This is a genomic window from Paenibacillus uliginis N3/975, from assembly GCF_900177425.1.
Classification (GTDB): Bacteria; Bacillota; Bacilli; order Paenibacillales; family Paenibacillaceae; genus Paenibacillus_AQ; species Paenibacillus_AQ uliginis.
On record NZ_LT840184.1, the window covers coordinates 1,273,483 to 1,289,345 of the forward strand.

19 protein-coding genes are annotated in these 15,863 nt (G+C 43.1%); 8 read left to right on the plus strand and 11 right to left on the minus strand.

The window, feature by feature from the left end; translation table 11 throughout:
• Positions 1–68: 68 nt before the first annotated feature.
• Positions 69–1,850, plus strand: a complete 1,782-nt coding sequence (locus B9N86_RS05950; protein WP_208918197.1) for a flavocytochrome c — start codon at positions 69–71, stop codon at positions 1,848–1,850.
• A gap of 9 nt (positions 1,851–1,859) precedes the next feature.
• Entirely contained in the window at positions 1,860–2,111 is a 252-nt protein-coding gene (locus tag B9N86_RS30740) for a DUF4097 family beta strand repeat-containing protein (RefSeq protein WP_208920122.1), read from the plus strand.
• 75 nt (positions 2,112–2,186) lie between these two features.
• On the opposite strand, the gene B9N86_RS05960 is transcribed toward B9N86_RS30740, so the two are convergent.
• Positions 2,187–3,044 (minus strand): DegV family protein, encoded by an 858-nt coding sequence (locus B9N86_RS05960; protein WP_208918198.1) that lies wholly within the window; start codon positions 3,042–3,044, stop codon positions 2,187–2,189.
• Positions 3,045–3,239: 195 nt separating this feature from the next.
• Entirely contained in the window at positions 3,240–4,160 is a 921-nt protein-coding gene (locus B9N86_RS05965; protein ID WP_208918199.1) for a J domain-containing protein, read from the minus strand.
• Between the two features lie 243 nt (positions 4,161–4,403).
• Here B9N86_RS05965 and B9N86_RS05970 point away from each other — a divergent pair, with 243 nt between their 5' ends.
• Entirely contained in the window at positions 4,404–5,000 is a 597-nt protein-coding gene (locus B9N86_RS05970) for a YitT family protein (protein WP_208918200.1), read from the plus strand.
• 75 nt (positions 5,001–5,075) lie between these two features.
• Here B9N86_RS05970 and B9N86_RS05975 read toward each other — a convergent pair whose 3' ends face one another.
• The 3 genes from B9N86_RS05975 to B9N86_RS30920 all read right to left on the minus strand — a co-directional run bounded on the left by B9N86_RS05975 (position 5,076) and on the right by B9N86_RS30920 (position 7,291).
• Entirely contained in the window at positions 5,076–5,747 is a 672-nt protein-coding gene (locus B9N86_RS05975; RefSeq protein ID WP_208918201.1) for a bifunctional 2-keto-4-hydroxyglutarate aldolase/2-keto-3-deoxy-6-phosphogluconate aldolase, read from the minus strand.
• A 51-nt stretch (positions 5,748–5,798) separates the two neighbouring features.
• A complete protein-coding gene (locus tag B9N86_RS05980) occupies positions 5,799–6,764 on the minus strand; it encodes a sugar kinase (RefSeq protein ID WP_208918202.1) in 966 nt (321 codons plus the stop codon).
• Between the two features lie 443 nt (positions 6,765–7,207).
• The gene (locus B9N86_RS30920) at positions 7,208–7,291 is read right to left on the minus strand and encodes a putative holin-like toxin (RefSeq protein ID WP_379249454.1); all 84 of its coding nucleotides are present in this window, start codon (positions 7,289–7,291) and stop codon (positions 7,208–7,210) included.
• A gap of 267 nt (positions 7,292–7,558) precedes the next feature.
• Here B9N86_RS30920 and B9N86_RS05985 point away from each other — a divergent pair, with 267 nt between their 5' ends.
• Positions 7,559–8,701: a GntR family transcriptional regulator gene (locus B9N86_RS05985; protein ID WP_208918203.1), complete on the plus strand. Its 1,143-nt coding sequence runs from the start codon at positions 7,559–7,561 to the stop codon at positions 8,699–8,701.
• A gap of 116 nt (positions 8,702–8,817) precedes the next feature.
• Positions 8,818–9,894 carry a copper amine oxidase N-terminal domain-containing protein gene (locus tag B9N86_RS05990; RefSeq protein ID WP_208918204.1) on the plus strand — a complete coding sequence of 359 codons (1,077 nt, stop codon included), beginning with the start codon at positions 8,818–8,820 and terminating at the stop codon, positions 9,892–9,894.
• 142 nt (positions 9,895–10,036) lie between these two features.
• On the opposite strand, the gene B9N86_RS05995 is transcribed toward B9N86_RS05990, so the two are convergent.
• The 6 genes from B9N86_RS05995 to B9N86_RS06020 form a co-directional block, all read right to left on the minus strand.
• Complete coding sequence (locus tag B9N86_RS05995) at positions 10,037–10,378, minus strand: hypothetical protein (protein ID WP_244562963.1); 342 nt, start codon at positions 10,376–10,378, stop codon at positions 10,037–10,039.
• Between the two features lie 221 nt (positions 10,379–10,599).
• The gene (locus tag B9N86_RS06000) at positions 10,600–10,872 is read right to left on the minus strand and encodes a hypothetical protein (protein ID WP_208918205.1); all 273 of its coding nucleotides are present in this window, start codon (positions 10,870–10,872) and stop codon (positions 10,600–10,602) included.
• A gap of 48 nt (positions 10,873–10,920) precedes the next feature.
• Positions 10,921–12,174 carry a Tle-like phospholipase domain-containing protein gene (locus B9N86_RS06005; RefSeq protein WP_208920124.1) on the minus strand — a complete coding sequence of 418 codons (1,254 nt, stop codon included), beginning with the start codon at positions 12,172–12,174 and terminating at the stop codon, positions 10,921–10,923.
• A 60-nt stretch (positions 12,175–12,234) separates the two neighbouring features.
• On the minus strand, positions 12,235–12,546 hold the full coding sequence (locus B9N86_RS06010) for a hypothetical protein (protein WP_208918206.1): 312 nt from the start codon (positions 12,544–12,546) through the stop codon (positions 12,235–12,237).
• A 271-nt stretch (positions 12,547–12,817) separates the two neighbouring features.
• Positions 12,818–13,075, minus strand: coding sequence for a hypothetical protein (locus B9N86_RS06015; RefSeq protein ID WP_208918207.1), 258 nt, complete (start codon positions 13,073–13,075; stop codon positions 12,818–12,820).
• 334 nt (positions 13,076–13,409) lie between these two features.
• A complete protein-coding gene (locus tag B9N86_RS06020; protein WP_244562965.1) occupies positions 13,410–13,949 on the minus strand; it encodes a DUF2062 domain-containing protein in 540 nt (179 codons plus the stop codon).
• 252 nt (positions 13,950–14,201) lie between these two features.
• On the opposite strand from B9N86_RS06020, the gene B9N86_RS06025 reads away from it, so the two are divergent.
• Genes B9N86_RS06025 through B9N86_RS06035 form a run of 3 tightly spaced genes read left to right on the plus strand, consistent with a single transcriptional unit; the run spans position 14,202 to position 15,799 of the window.
• Positions 14,202–14,549: a PadR family transcriptional regulator gene (locus tag B9N86_RS06025; protein WP_208918209.1), complete on the plus strand. Its 348-nt coding sequence runs from the start codon at positions 14,202–14,204 to the stop codon at positions 14,547–14,549.
• Positions 14,550–15,224: a permease prefix domain 1-containing protein gene (locus B9N86_RS06030; protein WP_244562966.1), complete on the plus strand. Its 675-nt coding sequence runs from the start codon at positions 14,550–14,552 to the stop codon at positions 15,222–15,224.
• Complete coding sequence (locus B9N86_RS06035) at positions 15,221–15,799, plus strand: DUF4825 domain-containing protein (protein ID WP_244562967.1); 579 nt, start codon at positions 15,221–15,223, stop codon at positions 15,797–15,799. Before B9N86_RS06030 ends, B9N86_RS06035 begins: the two co-directional genes overlap by 4 nt.
• Positions 15,800–15,863 lie beyond the last annotated feature (64 nt).

Below are 15,863 nucleotides of genomic sequence, written 5' to 3' on the forward strand. Positions count from 1 at the left end.
ATAATACACATTGTACCTTTTTTCACAATGTCAAAAATACTAGTACAATCAGTATCAGGGGAGGAACTATGAGAAAACACGCGGGTAGAGTATTGTCCATTATTATGGTGCTGGCACTTGTATTTACGATGGCCGCTTGCGGCTCGAAAGAAAACGCAAAGGAAGCATCGAATGGTACGACGACGGCCATTGGGGTAGGTAGTGGTAAGCACGGTGACATTAAAGTTGAGGTAACCTTTACGGATGAAAAAATTATGGATGTGAAGGTTCTGGAGCAGAAGGAAAATGAAGTTCTATCGGAGCCTGTATATACCCACTTGAAGGAAAATGTCATGCAGGCAAATAGTGCAGATGTAGATGTTATTAGCGGATCTAGTGTGACGAGCAAGGGGTATTTGGATGCAATTCAGGATGCGATTGTTAAATCGGGAATTGCGCTGGTGGCAGGCAGTGGAACAGCTGATGCGAAACAGACCGAAGAGTCGGAGCAAACATACGATGTCGTCGTGATCGGCGCGGGTGGTGCCGGCTTTAGTGCAGCGCTTGAAGCAGCAGAGGCCGGAAAAAGCGTAGTTATTCTGGAGAAGATGCCGACCGTTGGCGGTAACACATTGATCTCCGGTGGGGAGATGAATGCTCCTGACAACTGGGTTCAGCATGCACTTGGCATTACCGATGATAGCCCAGAATTATATTATCAGGATACGATGAAGGGTGGCGACAATCTAGGCCAGCCGGAAATCGTGAAGATTTTGTCCGAGCAAGCACTGGGTTCAGCCGAATGGTTACGTGACGAGGTAAAAGTGGAGTTTTTATCCGATCACCTCTTCCAGTTCGGGGGACATTCCCGCAAGCGTGCACTTATTCCTATCGGCCATACAGGAGCGGAATTGATTACGAAGCTCAAGACCAAGGCCGAAGAACTTGGAATTAAGATCAAGACGAACATGAAAGCTGAGAAACTACTAACGGATGAGAGCGGTAAAGTAGTTGGCGTTGATGCGAGTACAAATGGTCAAAAGGTGACCTTCCATGCGAACAAAGGCGTTATCATAGCGACCGGTGGATTTGGTTCTAATATTGAGATGCGTAAGAAATATAATCCTGAGTTGGATGAGAGCTATATGTCTACGGACACGCCAGGGACGACGGGTGACGGGATTGTTATGGCTCAAGCAGTTAACGCAGATATTACGAATATGGAGAATATTCAAACCTATCCGATCTGTGACCCTGTTACAGGTGTAATCTCACTTGTGGCCGATTCTCGGTTTGATGGTGCGATACTGATTAACCAAGGGGGAACACGGTTTGTAGAGGAATTGGAACGACGCGATGTCATATCTAAGGCTATTCTAGCACAAGAAGGGCGTTACGCTTACCAATTCTGGAATCAGGAAATCGCCGATATCGGCAAGACGATCGAAGTGCACCAAGATGAGTATGATCAATTAGTTAAAGAGGGAATGCTCTATAAGGCTGACACGATTGAAGATGCAGCTAATTTCTTCAAGGTAGATGTAGAAACATTGAAAGAGACTATAAGCAAAGTCAACGAGTATGCGAAGACAGGCAAGGATCTTGATTACAACCATCGTGGCGGTTTGGTATCGCTGGAAAAAGGCCCGTATTATATTCAAAAAGCGGTTCCGTCGGTCCATCATACAATGGGTGGATTGGTCATTGATACGAAAGCACATGTTCTGTCGACAGAAGGCACGGTTATTCCGGGACTGTACGCTGCTGGAGAAGTGACAGGCGTTGTTCATGGTGCGAACCGTCTGGGCGGAAATGCCATTTCTGATATTATTACTTACGGCCGGATTGCTGGTCAGGAAGTCGCAAAGTAGAGTGGTGAAATCGTTATAAAGAGGGTAGATGAAAAAGGTGAGCTGATCGTTGAAACAAAAACTGGTGATATTCAAGTTGATTATCATACCGCACCAGCCAGCTTGGAAGTAGCAGTGCAAAATACCAAGGGAGATACAACCGTTAACTTAGCGAATCTCACAACTACGAAAAAAACAGACGAAGAAGTAAATGGAACCATTGGCGCCGGGGAAAATTCAATGCATATCAAAAGCTATTCGGGAAGCATCGGTATTAAATGATCAACCGGCTGTATAATAAAACGGCAGTTCTGCAGGCTTTCGCCAAAGCAGACTGCCGTTTATTATTGGCTCGTATCAGCTTGGTTTCTTGGTATACATAAGTCCGACTGTATGTGGACCGCAGTGACTGCTAATTACGCAGCCTGCAGTGGAAATACTGACTTGTCTTGCGCCTGTCTTTTCTTGAAGAGCTTTTTTAAGCATGAGTGCTTCCGATTCAGCCATAGTATGTACAACGACAATAAGGTCGTTATCCATATCTTGAACGCGATCCAGCGCATTACTCAACATCTGTTCCAAAGCTTTCTCTTTCTTGCCCCGAACTTTATAAGCAGGTATCATGCCGCCGTTAACAACCTTAATAACAGGTCTGATCTTCAGTAAACTTCCAATCACATTTTGCATGCCGGAGCAGCGTCCACCCTTATACAAATAATCAAGTGTATCAATGACAAATTCGCATTCCACTTGATCCGTATAGCTGTTCACCAGATCCACGATTTGCGGAATCGTAGAACCTTCTTTAGCAGCATGGACCGCTTTCATAACCAGAAGTCCGATCCCGCAGGACAGGTTGCGCGAATCAATCACGGTTACCCGGCCTGATGGCAGCTCTTCAGATGCGATGACGGCATTTTGATAAGTAGAGGACAGCTCTGATGAAAGGCTCAAGAATAATATGTCGTCTCCCTGCTCGATAAACGGAGAAAATGCAGCAATAAAATCAGAAGGCGACGGTGCAGCAGTCTTCGGCAGGCTACCTGTTTCTTCAACCTTGGCATATAGCTCTAAAGGTGTAATGTCCACTCCGTCCCTGAAAGAGTCTTCCCCAAACACAACATATAGCGGTACGATGCCGATGTCGTATTCTTCAATCCACGATGACGGTAAGTCACAGGTGCTGTCAGCGAATATTTTTATTTTACCAGACATGAACATCTCCCTTTAACTCTTTTAAATTCCTTTTATTATATCAAGGTTAGGTATGTTTTCAAAGGATAGAAATAGTCCCGTCCAAAAGTTCCAACAGTTCTGTACATTGCAGCGACCGGACCCGAACATCTTATATGAAAAAGCCCCGTTTAGAGGCAGATATCCTCATTACGGGGCTTAAGCTTATTCATCCTTCTATTGATTTGTCTTTGCTGCTTCCAAATAGGTTTTAATAAAAGCTAATGCATTGGTTTCTTTCTCGGATCCGCCACGAATTCCGGCTATCATTTCTGTTTTGGCTAAGGGCAGAGCTTCAGCGAGCGGGCTGTTCATGATATCCACCGCGTACACTTTCTCAGCAGTTTCTTCTTCCAGTTTGGTCTTTACTAGCATATCGGGGGTGACCAGTGACTTGAGCTCGCCCTCAAGTTCCGGTTCCAGACTTCGCGCAATGCCTTGATTGCCGACCCAGTTAAAGGCTGTCTTATCCATAATATACAAATCCGGACGCTCGGTAGTTAGCATAAGCATTGCTTTTTGGAGAAGGGCGACATCATTTGGTGAACCGGAGTCCATTGGAGGAACATACGTGATGTTAACCTGTACCCTTTTCCACTCTGGGAACTGTGCCAAAATGGCATCCTCAATCGGCTTGTAGTCCTGGCCACCGTCAGGGGTCATATAAGAGCCCAAAAACATGACGGATAGATCTACCGGCGGCAGTTTGGCGAGCCGTTCCTGCTCGGCTCGGTGGTTGAAAATACTAATGATTGCATAAATGATAATACCGAGGATAACGAGCCCGCCAAGTACATGGTATCTATAGTAGCGAAAGAAATGTTCCGTCTTCTCCGCAGTTCCTGCCATGCCTTTAAATTTTCCATATTTCTTGCGGCTTATTTCTTCCAGGGAATTGCGTTTTTCCTCATCTAAAATATAATTATATGCCCGTGTTACTTCTGTGAAACGTTCTTCTACTTCATCAGCCTTATCCGGATCCCGTCTTTGCTCGGAACGGGACTGTCGCATGAGCAGGGTATATCGGTCATCAAGTTCTTCTCTGGTTGCTGTTTCCGGAAGTCCCAGCTTCTCAAACGCTTCTTTCATCTGATCCATGAGTATGTCACCTCTTCATATACTGTGAGAGTTTCTTAGTTACCAGTATATAGTGTAACGGCCTCATGATACAAACGATTTAACATAGTACATAGATACTCAGTTCCTGATTTCTTTGTGCGATTACAAAACTATTTAAATAGGACCATTTTGGATTTTTTTTCTATTTAAATCTGACATGGAGTACAGTTTTTACTCAGACAAGCATATGAATAGACATTCCTTCTTTTGGAGCTGTTCATTATGCAGTCTATTATCAAGTATTTTATTATCATTATCGGAAGTGTTCTGATCGCCGCCGGGACGAACTTCTTCCTCGTTCCGTATAAGGTGCTGGATGGCGGGGTCATCGGCATTGCGCTGATCACCAATTATTTGTTCGATTTTCACATTGGCTTTGTTATTATACTGTGCAGCATCCCTATGTTCATGGCTGCTTGGCTATTAAACCGTGCCATCTTTTACAACAGTTTGACGGGAATGTTGATTTCCTCTTTTGTTATTGACCTGTTGTCCCCATTACAGCCTATTTTTCATCCATACTTAGATTGGGGAGCCATTCCCAGTGCTTCGGTCGGCGGTTTTTTGATCGGGACGGGGCTCGGCATCATGCTGCGATTTGAGACAAGCACGGGAGGAACAGATTTGCTCGCCCATTTTCTCGCCCGACGCATTCCCTTAAATGTGGGAGTCATTATTTTATTGATGGATGCCATCATTATCGGAATCGGCGGACTTCTTCTGTCTGGCAGTACGTTTGTTCTATCGATCTTCACGATCATTTCAGGTGGAATAGCTACAGGTCTATGCACAATGAAAAGATGGTCCAGAAAAAAATAAAAAAACCGCAGTGTGCGACATTCACAATAGGATGCGCTCTGCGGTTTTTTCATGTTCTTTATTATGATAAATGCATTATTTCAGATTTGCCTTAGCTTCATAGAAGGCGCGCATGTAAGCTTGAGCTTTCTCGGAGATCAGATTGTAGTCTCCCGCCTTGACGGCTTCTTTGGTTAAATCGGAACCAATGCCGACGGCAAAGGCGCCTGCTTGTACCCACTCAGCCAAATTAACCAAGCTTACACCGCCAGATGGCATAACATTAGCTTGTGGCAGAGGACCCCGCAGAGAAGGAATTACCGATGGAGAGAAGAGGTTGCCCGGGAACAGCTTGACCACATCAACACCAAGCTCCAGCGCAGCTAAAATATCGTTTACGGTGAAAGTTCCCGGCATTACCGGAACCCGATATCGGTTACAGAGAATAATGGTCTCCTTATCTAAGCCTGGAGAAACAATAAATTCAGCGCCAGCCAGAATGGCAAGTCTTGCCGTCTCGGAATCGAGAACCGTACCGGCTCCGATAATGGCGTAATTGTCCGCACTCGGGTCGGCTGATGAGTACTTTTTGGATAACGCTGTAATGGCTTCCATGGCAAATGGCACCGTCAGCGTGATTTCCATAATCTTAATTCCGCCTTCGATGGCCTTTTCCGCCATTCTGACGACCTCTTCCGGCGAATCGCCGCGAAGAACCGCAATAACACCAGCCTCATGGATTTGTTGGATAAGCTTCATTTTTTTCATTCTGTTCACTCCTAGTCTAATTGTCTACATCTGTGTCTGCTCCTTACAAAACTATCGCTCAATATGCTCTGTGTTTCCGCGTCGAAGCTCGACTTCTTCCCAGGTTGGAAGTGCTTCCCAATCGCCGGGTGCTTGGATGACAAGAGAGCCTGTTAATCCGCCTAAACGGATGGATTCCTCGAGAGAATAGCCTTTGGAAAGTCCCGCGAGAAAACCGGCACAAAATCCATCGCCTGCCCCAATGGTATCTACAACCTCATCCACCTTGTCAAATGGAACCGAATGGACATCGCCTTCTCGAACGATAATATTGTTACCGTGAAAGCTTTTAACAACGGTTACAGCTTTAAGCTGACGGAGATTTTGGAGTATCTTATCATCGTCATCCGTCTGATACAAGAGTTTGCATTCATCGTGGCCCGGAAGGAAATAATCACACGATTGTGCCAGCTCCAGCAGAACGGGACGGGCTTGTTCGATATTCCAGAGCTTCAGGCGGAGATTGGGATCAAAGCTGATCTGCACATCATTCTCCTTACACAGGGAGATCACGTGACGAATGGTATCGAGACAGCTTTGGCTCAGGGCAGCCGTAATCCCTGTGAAATGAACGATTCGTGCCTGGGCAATATAAGCAGCATCGACTTGATCAGGAGTCAGCCTGCTTGCTGCAGAGCCTGCACGGTAATAATAAACGGATGATTTTCCTCTGACGGACTCTCGTAACATCAGGCCTGTCGGAGCATTACCAGTATATCGAACCCTGGATACATCTACGCCCTCCCCACGAAGCGTTTTCACAATTCCTTGTGCAATCGGATCTTGTCCCAGTTGTCCGAACCATCCTACTGGACAGCCTAATCTTGCAAGGCCAATGGCTAGATTGCTCTCTGCTCCGCCGAATGATTGGGCCATGGTACCGCCTTGTCCAATCCCCCGAGGGCCTTCTGGATATAATAGTCCCATGGACTCTCCGAAAGTGATGACATCATAGGGACGTTGTGTTTCAGTGGTCATAAACAGGCTGCCTCCTCATACTTACTTATGTATAATTATCACTTTACCTCGCGGTAGTGGATAACTCAATGAAAAAAAGCGCTTTCGGATAAAAGATAATTTAATGACACTGTCTCTAACTTAATATAGGAAAGAATGACTTGTTTTAGAAAATAACTTTTACGAATAATTTATTGGTAGACATACTGCATCAACTGATAAGTGAAGTTAATCCTTTACTGCAGCAAAAAAAGAAAATTAGGGACAGTTATAATTGCCATTTGTGGGGAATAGGATATTTTTGTGTACCGAATTGGGTCATCCATTTGGACAGCAGACAGTCCATTGCAAAAGGAGCCGGTGGCAGCCGGCTCCGGTGACAACAGCCAGCGGGGCGGGGCGGATTATGGTTAAAGTGCTTCAATCAGCCGATAAGAAATAGGATCATTCAAGAAGGGAAGGACCTATTTCTTATTATGGAAAGCAAGCATCGATACAACCAAGGTGGCGAACGAAATCATCAAAGTTAACGCTTCATTCACGCCCATACTTTCACCTCCTTTTCTTCCGCCCCCTTGTCAGCTGGTATTGTAATATATAATATGCCAAATGCTTACATAAAAAGAACTAATTATAGGAAGCGCTTTCACGATTTATTCATAAATATTTGAAAATATCGTCAAATTGAGCAGTTATTTAAAAATTTAAAACAGCTGTAAACGTAGAAGCTTGTATCTATCAACGGGACAGGTGTCTTTTTCGTGTGATATTATAGATGTCACTGATATTGATAGGAAGGCAGGCATGAGCATCACATGAACACAAGATCAGGCAAGTTGTTTGAACAAATGAAGGACCAGGTACTGAACATTATCTTGGAGAGCGGATTAAAACCTCATGACCCGTTACCCTCTGAGGGAGAGCTTGCGGATCGCTTTGGAGTCAGTCGAATGACCGGGAAGCTGGCACTTCAAGCGTTGCAGGAGGAAGGAATCGTGTATCGTCTTCCGAGAAGAGGAACCTTTCTGGCGGATGTGGAACTGGAAGAGTTGAGACAATCGGCAGGTATGAAACTGGCGTATGACTCCAAGCATCCCCGGCGTACCGGTCATTATATTGCTCTGATTGTACCTTCGATCGATGATTATGTCGGTAGCATCATAACTTCTGTCGAACTGGCAGCAAAAGAACAGGGGTTCGAAGTAGTTATCAAAGTTACGGGAGATGAAGCGGCTGAGGCTAAGGCTGTCCGAAGTCTTTCCCGCCAGTCCGATATAACCGGCATCCTGCTGTTTCCGGTCGATCGAAAAATATGCGGCGATCATCTTCTCCGTCTGAAGCTTCAGAAATATCCGATCGTTATTCTGGACCGCCAATTCAATGAAATTGGCTTTGATAGTGTAAGCCACGACCATTACCGCGGTGCCTATGATATGACTTCACATCTGCTGCGTATCGGTCACCGGGAAATCGGGTTTATTACGAGTCATATGAACAAGGTTAGAAGTCGGGAGGAGCGCTATCAAGGATACATAGACGCTCTGCTGGAATGGAAAGTGGAGATACATGCAGATCGGATGCTTTTTATGGAAGTCAATGAGACAGGACTAACGGGAGTAACAGCCAAGCAGACCGCTATTCAAACGTTTCTTAACACAGACTGTAAGCTTACAGCTGTATTTTGCTCGGATGATTTTCTTGCGATGTCCACGTTGAATGCCGCGCTGAGTCTTGGATTCAAACTGCCCGAACGGCTGTCGATTGCCGGATTCTCTAACCATAGCGTGCTGCAGTATGCTCAGTTACGAATGACCACTGTCGGCCAGCCAATGAATGATTTTGGCAGCTCAGCCGTCCGCTTGGTTATGGATCGTTTGGATAATCCGGATGGTGATCCAGTAACCATTAGGCTAAAAACAGAATTAATGACGAGTGATTCCACCATGTCTGTAATTTGATAAGTAATCTCTATAAATCAATTTGTAATAATGTCCATTTGTTAACCCTTTTTCCTAGTGAATCAGCTATGATAGAAATATTAACACTAGGGATATAAGAAGGGAATTTTATATATATGAAAAAATTACTGGGCTCATTTATTGCCGCTGCTTTAATTTCATCGGTCATTCACATATCAGATAGCTCATCTTCTGCATCTGCTGCATCTTCTGCCGTATTGTCGCTTCGGACTGATGAGCAGATCGTTGAGCTGGATACAGATCCTGTAATTAAGAATGGAAACCCTTTCCTACCGGTCTATATGCTAAGAGAATGGTCGGGAATGAAGCTAAAATGGGATCAGAAGAGCAGAAGCGTAACGGTCTGGTCAGATGGCGAACAGTATGTAATGAAGAACGGAAGCAGGACAGTAGTCAACGGAGAAAAGAAAATTACCCTCGACACAGCTGTTTATATTGTTCATGGTCGAGCTATGATTCCAGCCTCGCTGCTGGAGCAGATAACGGGTGCTGAAGTGGAATGGGACAAGGATCTTCAAGCGATTATGGTGAAGTCTAATGGAAAAAGGCCGATTGCAGTGGCGGACAATCGGCCCGATGTAAAGCTTTTTGGGATGGATGAGAAGGACGGTGTTTTTGAAGGGCTTGTATTGGAAGCAGCAGGTAAACGTCATAAGTATAACTGGGAGACACCGTTAAGTTGGAAGGATGTACCCCAGATGACGGTGCAGGACCTGAATAAAGATGGTAAATCAGAAGTTGTGGTTATCCTGAATCAAGGCTCGGGAACCGGGCTGCATGTGCAGGAAATTCATGTGGTCAATCCTGTAAACTTCAAGGAGATACCTGTCGAGTCTCTGGAAGATACGATTAAGAAACGGGTTTCAACCCAGCTGAAAAAAGATGGCGACATGCTTCATGTGACTGTTGATATTAAAGGCTCGCAGAACAATGTGAACATGCATATTCCGGATTTTGATTATGTTGATCAGACCGAGATGGGATTCGGCGCTGTGATGTACTATGCTGTTGAGAATAACAAGCTGGTACTACGTACAGGAGGTAACGTTTCAATTAGTGCATTTATCGGCGATTTAGAAATCACCTATGGTCTCAATAATGGACAATATGTAGCAGAAAAGGTACAGTTTATTCCGTTTGAGGAATACAAACAGTACATACAAGAGCAATAAATTGTAAGCGGATAGAAAGAGCTGTCCTTCGGATTCTTAGTCTTCATACGGACAGCTCTTTGTACAATTTGTCGAGCCTTTGAGAGACATCGGGATTAAGAAAATTTATTTTTTTTCGATAAACGGTTCATAACCCTTTGCTCTAATCGCTGTAACCAGCTCTAATCGCTGTAACCAGCTCTGGGCTCATGCCGAAATTTGATGTTTCATTCGTTTTGTAATTCACGCTAATATTGAAATTTTGTTCTTTATTTCCGATCACAGTTCCTTCCAATATGACTTCGTCAGCTATATATGATGGAAGCATCTTTGATTTCGTTATTTCGACATCCAGCTCATACTTATCTTTTAAATGCTTGATGGCGGTACCTTTGGCTTGATCAATGATTTCTTGGTCTTTAGCGTTTTTAGCGATATTTTTACTGATAATTTGTTGGCATTCTCCCAGCAGAAAAATGATGACCATGAAAAAAAGTAGGTTCATGATTGTTCTGGACTTTATTTTAATTATAACCAGCTCCTTGTCCTTATTGTTGTAAAAAGTGTAGCAATTTGACCCAGAGGTATATTCGTTGAAAAAGACAAACAAGAAAGAAGATGAGCCCAAACGAGTTAAGGAGTCATCTTCTGACAGTGCAATTTTTCTTTGTTCTTTTTATATCATTCATCTATTGATTTATGTTTTCTTTATTTCATATAGGTTAGTCACGATATGCCGTCTACTTGCCTCATGTGTTGAACGTATCGAACCAGTTCCAATTTTTGCTGTTCGATCTCATAGATCCTACGTGACATATCTTCAAAAAAAGTTTCGATCTGGTTCCTGACCACATTCGCTGAATGTCCCTTCCAATCGTGCAGTCGGTCGTATAGTGTTCTGGCTTCCTGTACATCTGTACGCATGCTTGCAAGTAGACCTGACAATTCTCGTTCCGCCTGCAGCAGGTCGTTCAGTTCTAGAAGAATTTCCCCGTTCAAATCTGACTCCTCCCCCGATTGTTATATATACTCTGTTATCTGCCGCAATCAGCTATTGTCTGTCTGTTCGAACAAGTCTGCTTTATGATTGATATAGTGTAATATCTCATTCGTATGCTGGAGATGCGACTGACTCATGGAGACAATAGAGGTATCAAGTTGCTGAACGATCGGCTGCAGACGGCGGCTATGGCTAGAATACATATATCTGGAGAGACTCTGCCGGATTCCTTCCAATTCAGCGTGACACTGCTGGGCATTTAACTTCCACCGTTCTGCGACACTACGAAGCTCTGCTGGCGTAACCTGGATTGTTCCTGCGGATGCTGATCCTGCAGCTGCGGATACAGATGCTCCAGCGGCAAGAGACATTTTTTGAAAAGCAGTCAATGCACTTCCAACTCCGCTAATCATATCCTTCACCTCATCGAAGAGGTTGAAGGAAGAAGGGATTCGTGGTGAATCCACGGGTTCGCCAGTTTTTCCATCAAATACTGGATTGGAAATATATCCATCTTTAAAGTTGTAGCGATCAAGATGATGATAGTTGGGTCCGTCCAAGGTGTTGTAGGCTTTTTCTTTAATACCGACACCATCGTTAGCATCTTTATAGTTGGAGTCAATATAATAGGTCGAACCTACATGGCCTTCATAACCGCCAAATTCACCACTAGCAATAATGTCTCCGGGATGAGCGAAATTGATAATCTGGGAGTCAAAATGACCCTCTTCCGCTTTTCTTCTAGCGTCTGGGGTCAGACTACCCACAACCGAAGGTGCACTGAAGGTAACGGCATTCATTCCTGTATAGGCCGATGCATATTGAGCATTTGCTCCTCCCAAAGAGTGGCCGGTCAAGGTGAAGTTAAGGTGCTCGTATTTGCTCTGCATTTCTTTAGCGTAATCCTCGGCTTGATAGAGCTGATTTGTTCCTGGGAACTGGAAGAATTTATCTACTTCTTTTGAAGCTTCGCCCATCCAGTTATTAAGTTGGGTTATACCTACGGCATCTTCAAATTTAGTAACCTGTTCATCCCAAGGAAGCTTAATTTCTGTCTTTCTGTTTATTTCACCAAGACCGATATCGATATCGTTTAAAAAATCAGGCCCGGAGCGACTAAGCTCTGCGTCTCCTTCTGTTCCTCTAAAAGCTATTACTGCCTGATTTGTTTCATGATTTACGAAAGTAACCGCATCAAATCCGGAAAATGCTTTGCTTTCAGTATCTTCTAATACCTTCCATCCTGGAAGTTCTTCAAGTTCTTGATCCTTTTCTAGATCATCATAGGCTGAGCTGGACATTAATTTGTACGTCTCATCATCGATTCTGGACGATGTAGTCAAGTTACGTACCTCCAGAAATTATTTTTTTTTGATAAACGGTTCATAACCTTTGTCTCTTATCGCTTTAACGAGGTCTGGGCTCATAGCGAAATTTGATGTTTTATTCGTTTTGTAATTGACAGTAATATTGAAATATTGATCTTTACTTCCGATTACGTTTCCTTTCAATCTGACTTCGTCGGCTATATATGCTGGAAGTATTTTTTCCTCCGTAATTTCAACATCTAGCTCATACTTATCTTTTAAATGCTTGATGGCGGTAGCTTTGGCTTGATCAATGATTTCGGCCTCTTCTCTATTACCATTATTAGCGTTATTGTTTTTGTCCATTTGTTGACATCCTCCAAGCAATATAATAATAACGAGAAAACCAAGTAGCGCTATTAATGATCGAGATCTAGCTTTAATAACGTTCAACCCCTTCGAAGTTTGCTGAAAAAACAAACAAGATTGTGGTACCCCTAAAATTTATTTTTTTCGATAAACGGTTCGTAACCCTTGCCTCTTATCGTTGTAACCAGCTCCGGGCTCATGCCGAAATAAAATACTTCGTTTTTTTCGTAATTCACACTAATACCGAAATTTTGTTTTTTACTTCCGATCACATGTCCTTCCAATATGACTTCGCGCCAGCTATATATGATGGAAGCATCTTTGATTGCGTTATCTCGACATCCAGCTCATACTTATTTTTTAAATGTTTGATGGCTGTAGCCTTGGCTTGATCAATGATTTTTTCCTCATTGCTGCTATTTTTGGTCGAGGTCTTGTTAGCTATGGATTGGTATCCTCCAAGCAATAATACGATTACGAATAAGCCAAGAAATATATTTATGGATCGAGATCTGGCTGTAATCATGATCAACCCCTTCGAGGTAACCTGACTTAGGTTATGATAAATAAAAATCCAATAATTGGATGTGTTCAACCTTGAATTCTACAATCTGAAATTGTTTATTTCTATAGGAATAGATGCTCAAATAAATACAGGACTCAAGCGGGGACTTCCTTTTTTAGGTTATTTTTACAACTTTGGACTCATGACAAAATACTCAGTTTCTTTTTTCTCTGTTTTTTACGTGTTAGTTGTATTTATGTGTAAGGATCAAATCCATTGGCTAGGATTGTCTTTTCAAGCTCTGAAGGGTAAAACAATAAATAAAATAAAGAAGCCTCACGCTGTCTTTCGATCATCACGAGGCTTCTTCATCTTTAATTTGCTCTACTTGGGCACGTTTCCTTTTGGATGTTCTTTTTATCTTTAAGAGTAGGGGTTTACGGTAGTAACACAATAACAGACGGAATATAAAATAAACTACGACAGAGGATACAAGACTATTTACAATAGATCCGATTAGGAAGTTTAAGCCCATATCGCCGAGTTTGCTAAAATAATCGGCTAGGACGGAATACTTTCTATCCGGAACAGGTATATGGATTACATCTTGGAGTTTGATAGGTGTCGTAGAAGAGAAGAGATGGCTGACCAGGACTCCGATTTTATAATTAATGAAAAAAAGCAGAGGCCAGAGCAATTGGCCGATGGATGCGGCAATTACAGCGGCTGCCATATTGCCCCGAACCATCCGGCTAAATGCCATGGCAATTAATATATCGATCCCAAAGGTAGGGTACCAGCAAGGAAAAAAACCGGAAGAAAAACCGATAGCAATTTGATGGTCGCTGTTTTTCATACGAAGCAGCGATAAAAAGTAATATTTAAGTGTTCTCAAGAATTTTCGAAGCAATTGAAGTTTCCTCCAGAAGTTGCAGAATGGCAGGCATGGATCATTGCATGATGAAGTGGCTATACAGAACGCAGACAGAAGAAGGGGCCGTGTTGAACGCGGCCCCTTCATTAAATATTGCCTTATTTATAGTATACAGGATCGTTAAAACAAAAGATATGTGACACAGATATTACTTTGACACGCATAGTTATATGTGTTAAGTTGTACTCATCCCAATATGAGGGAGGAAAACAGATGATTGAGTCATTACATAACAGCGACCTGGTTCGCGGTAATATTGATACGTTTATATTGAGGGTGTTAAAAGACGGAGATAATTACGGTTACCAGATTATTAAGGAAATATCTTTACGCGGCAACAATCGCTTTGAGCTGAAGGAGCCCACCTTGTATTCAAGTCTAAGAAGATTGGAGAAGCAGGGTTTCATTACTTCCTATTGGGGAGAAGAGACGCAAGGAGGACGGCGCAAATATTATACGTTAACGGCGGAGGGGCAGGACAGATTCACTCAGAATTGGGAAGAGTGGAAGGCAGCGAGGGAAATTATTGACGTCCTGATTGGTTATGGAAAGGAGCAGTAAATGATGACAAGCAGAAATGATTTAGAAATTTTTGTTGACCGTTTATTTGCGAATCATAGAAAGACCAGAGCCGTATTAGATCTCCGAAACGAAGTTCTTAGTAATTTGGAGGCTAAAGTAACGGATTATATGGACAACGGAATGGAGTATCAGCATGCTGTTTGTCTCGCCATAGAGGATATTGAAGCGATTGATAATTTAATTGATGACAACCAGAAGATATATATTAACCATTTCCGGTATGACATGACGCAGAATGTGCTCTTATACACGTTGATTGCCTGGATTCTAACCATTCCGCTACGGCTTATGCCGATGGGCATGATGGCTAATAACTTGCTTATTTTACTGATCGTACTATCAGGGATATTCTTCTTTCTGTCCCGCAGTAAAAAGGATGAGCAACGGACGGCTATGATCAATACGGTGAGAGTAAAGAGATTGAGTCGTGTAGTGTGGATTATTTGGGGAATATATGCTGCCGTAATTACGGCTTATACGCTGATGACTCGATTTGGCAGTGATTTATGGTTCGGACGAAGTATCCGGATTGATGGCCCTTATGCTTTTTACGTTATCGTATTGGAGATTGTCATCCCACTGATCACTGTAATCATCCCACTGCTGTTTCACAAGGCGGACCGACTTATTCAAAAGTATGAGGTGAGTGAATGATGAGTAAGAAAAACATATGGATTCTTATTCTGCTCATTATTGGAATCGGAGGCATCATTGCCATTGAAGGGTATGCCAAGCCGAAAGCAAGAGAGCAGGCAGCACAGTATGAAGCGGAACAAAAAAGTCCTTATACTCACGATATATCGCGCTCTTTGAAGTTTAGAAGCAAATACATGGGTAACGCCGGGAATATTATTAATCTCAACAACTCTCTCCCGTATAGCGATATGAACAACACATTCCAGCTGTATCCTGATGAATTGACTGCGGAATTGAAATATAAAGTTTTATCGGCTGAGCTTGAAACTGCGAAGCTACAGGAAATGCTCTTATATGTTGCTACTGCGAATTTTGTAATGATTGATAACTTGCAGGCACTGCGCTTGACGTTCGAAGATGCCGTCTTTACGATTCAGAGAAAGACAGTCGAGGAATGGTATGGTGGAGAGGGAAGTCTGGTTTTATTGCAAAATAAACAGAACTGGCGTGAGCTCGTTCAAGACAAAATGAAGGATCGAGAGTTCACTCAAAAGTTTAATGATCAATTGGTGAAACGCGAAGCAGTTCAATAACGTTGAGTAAGGTGATGTAAGCTTCGGGGTTGGAAAAACGGCTCGCAAGGGTTTCAATTGCGAG

Bases quoted from the DNA above. Each gene is read 5' to 3' on its own strand.
- B9N86_RS06035 (WP_244562967.1), top strand. From the start codon at position 15,221: ATGATGAGTAAGAAAAACATATGGATTCTTATTCTGCTCATTATTGGA.
- B9N86_RS30920 (WP_379249454.1), bottom strand. From the start codon at position 7,291: ATGGGCGTGAATGAAGCGTTAACTTTGATGATTTCGTTCGCCACCTTG.
- B9N86_RS05995 (WP_244562963.1), bottom strand. From the start codon at position 10,378: ATGAACCTACTTTTTTTCATGGTCATCATTTTTCTGCTGGGAGAATGC.
- B9N86_RS05950 (WP_208918197.1), top strand. From the start codon at position 69: ATGAGAAAACACGCGGGTAGAGTATTGTCCATTATTATGGTGCTGGCA.
- B9N86_RS06010 (WP_208918206.1), bottom strand. From the start codon at position 12,546: ATGGACAAAAACAATAACGCTAATAATGGTAATAGAGAAGAGGCCGAA.
- B9N86_RS05975 (WP_208918201.1), bottom strand. From the start codon at position 5,747: ATGAAAAAAATGAAGCTTATCCAACAAATCCATGAGGCTGGTGTTATT.
- B9N86_RS05965 (WP_208918199.1), bottom strand. From the start codon at position 4,160: ATGGATCAGATGAAAGAAGCGTTTGAGAAGCTGGGACTTCCGGAAACA.
- B9N86_RS05960 (WP_208918198.1), bottom strand. From the start codon at position 3,044: ATGTCTGGTAAAATAAAAATATTCGCTGACAGCACCTGTGACTTACCG.
- B9N86_RS05980 (WP_208918202.1), bottom strand. From the start codon at position 6,764: ATGACCACTGAAACACAACGTCCCTATGATGTCATCACTTTCGGAGAG.
- B9N86_RS05990 (WP_208918204.1), top strand. From the start codon at position 8,818: ATGAAAAAATTACTGGGCTCATTTATTGCCGCTGCTTTAATTTCATCG.
- B9N86_RS05985 (WP_208918203.1), top strand. From the start codon at position 7,559: ATGAACACAAGATCAGGCAAGTTGTTTGAACAAATGAAGGACCAGGTA.
- B9N86_RS06030 (WP_244562966.1), top strand. From the start codon at position 14,550: ATGATGACAAGCAGAAATGATTTAGAAATTTTTGTTGACCGTTTATTT.
- B9N86_RS05970 (WP_208918200.1), top strand. From the start codon at position 4,404: ATGCAGTCTATTATCAAGTATTTTATTATCATTATCGGAAGTGTTCTG.
- B9N86_RS06015 (WP_208918207.1), bottom strand. From the start codon at position 13,075: ATGATTACAGCCAGATCTCGATCCATAAATATATTTCTTGGCTTATTC.
- B9N86_RS06005 (WP_208920124.1), bottom strand. From the start codon at position 12,174: ATGTCCAGCTCAGCCTATGATGATCTAGAAAAGGATCAAGAACTTGAA.
- B9N86_RS06025 (WP_208918209.1), top strand. From the start codon at position 14,202: ATGATTGAGTCATTACATAACAGCGACCTGGTTCGCGGTAATATTGAT.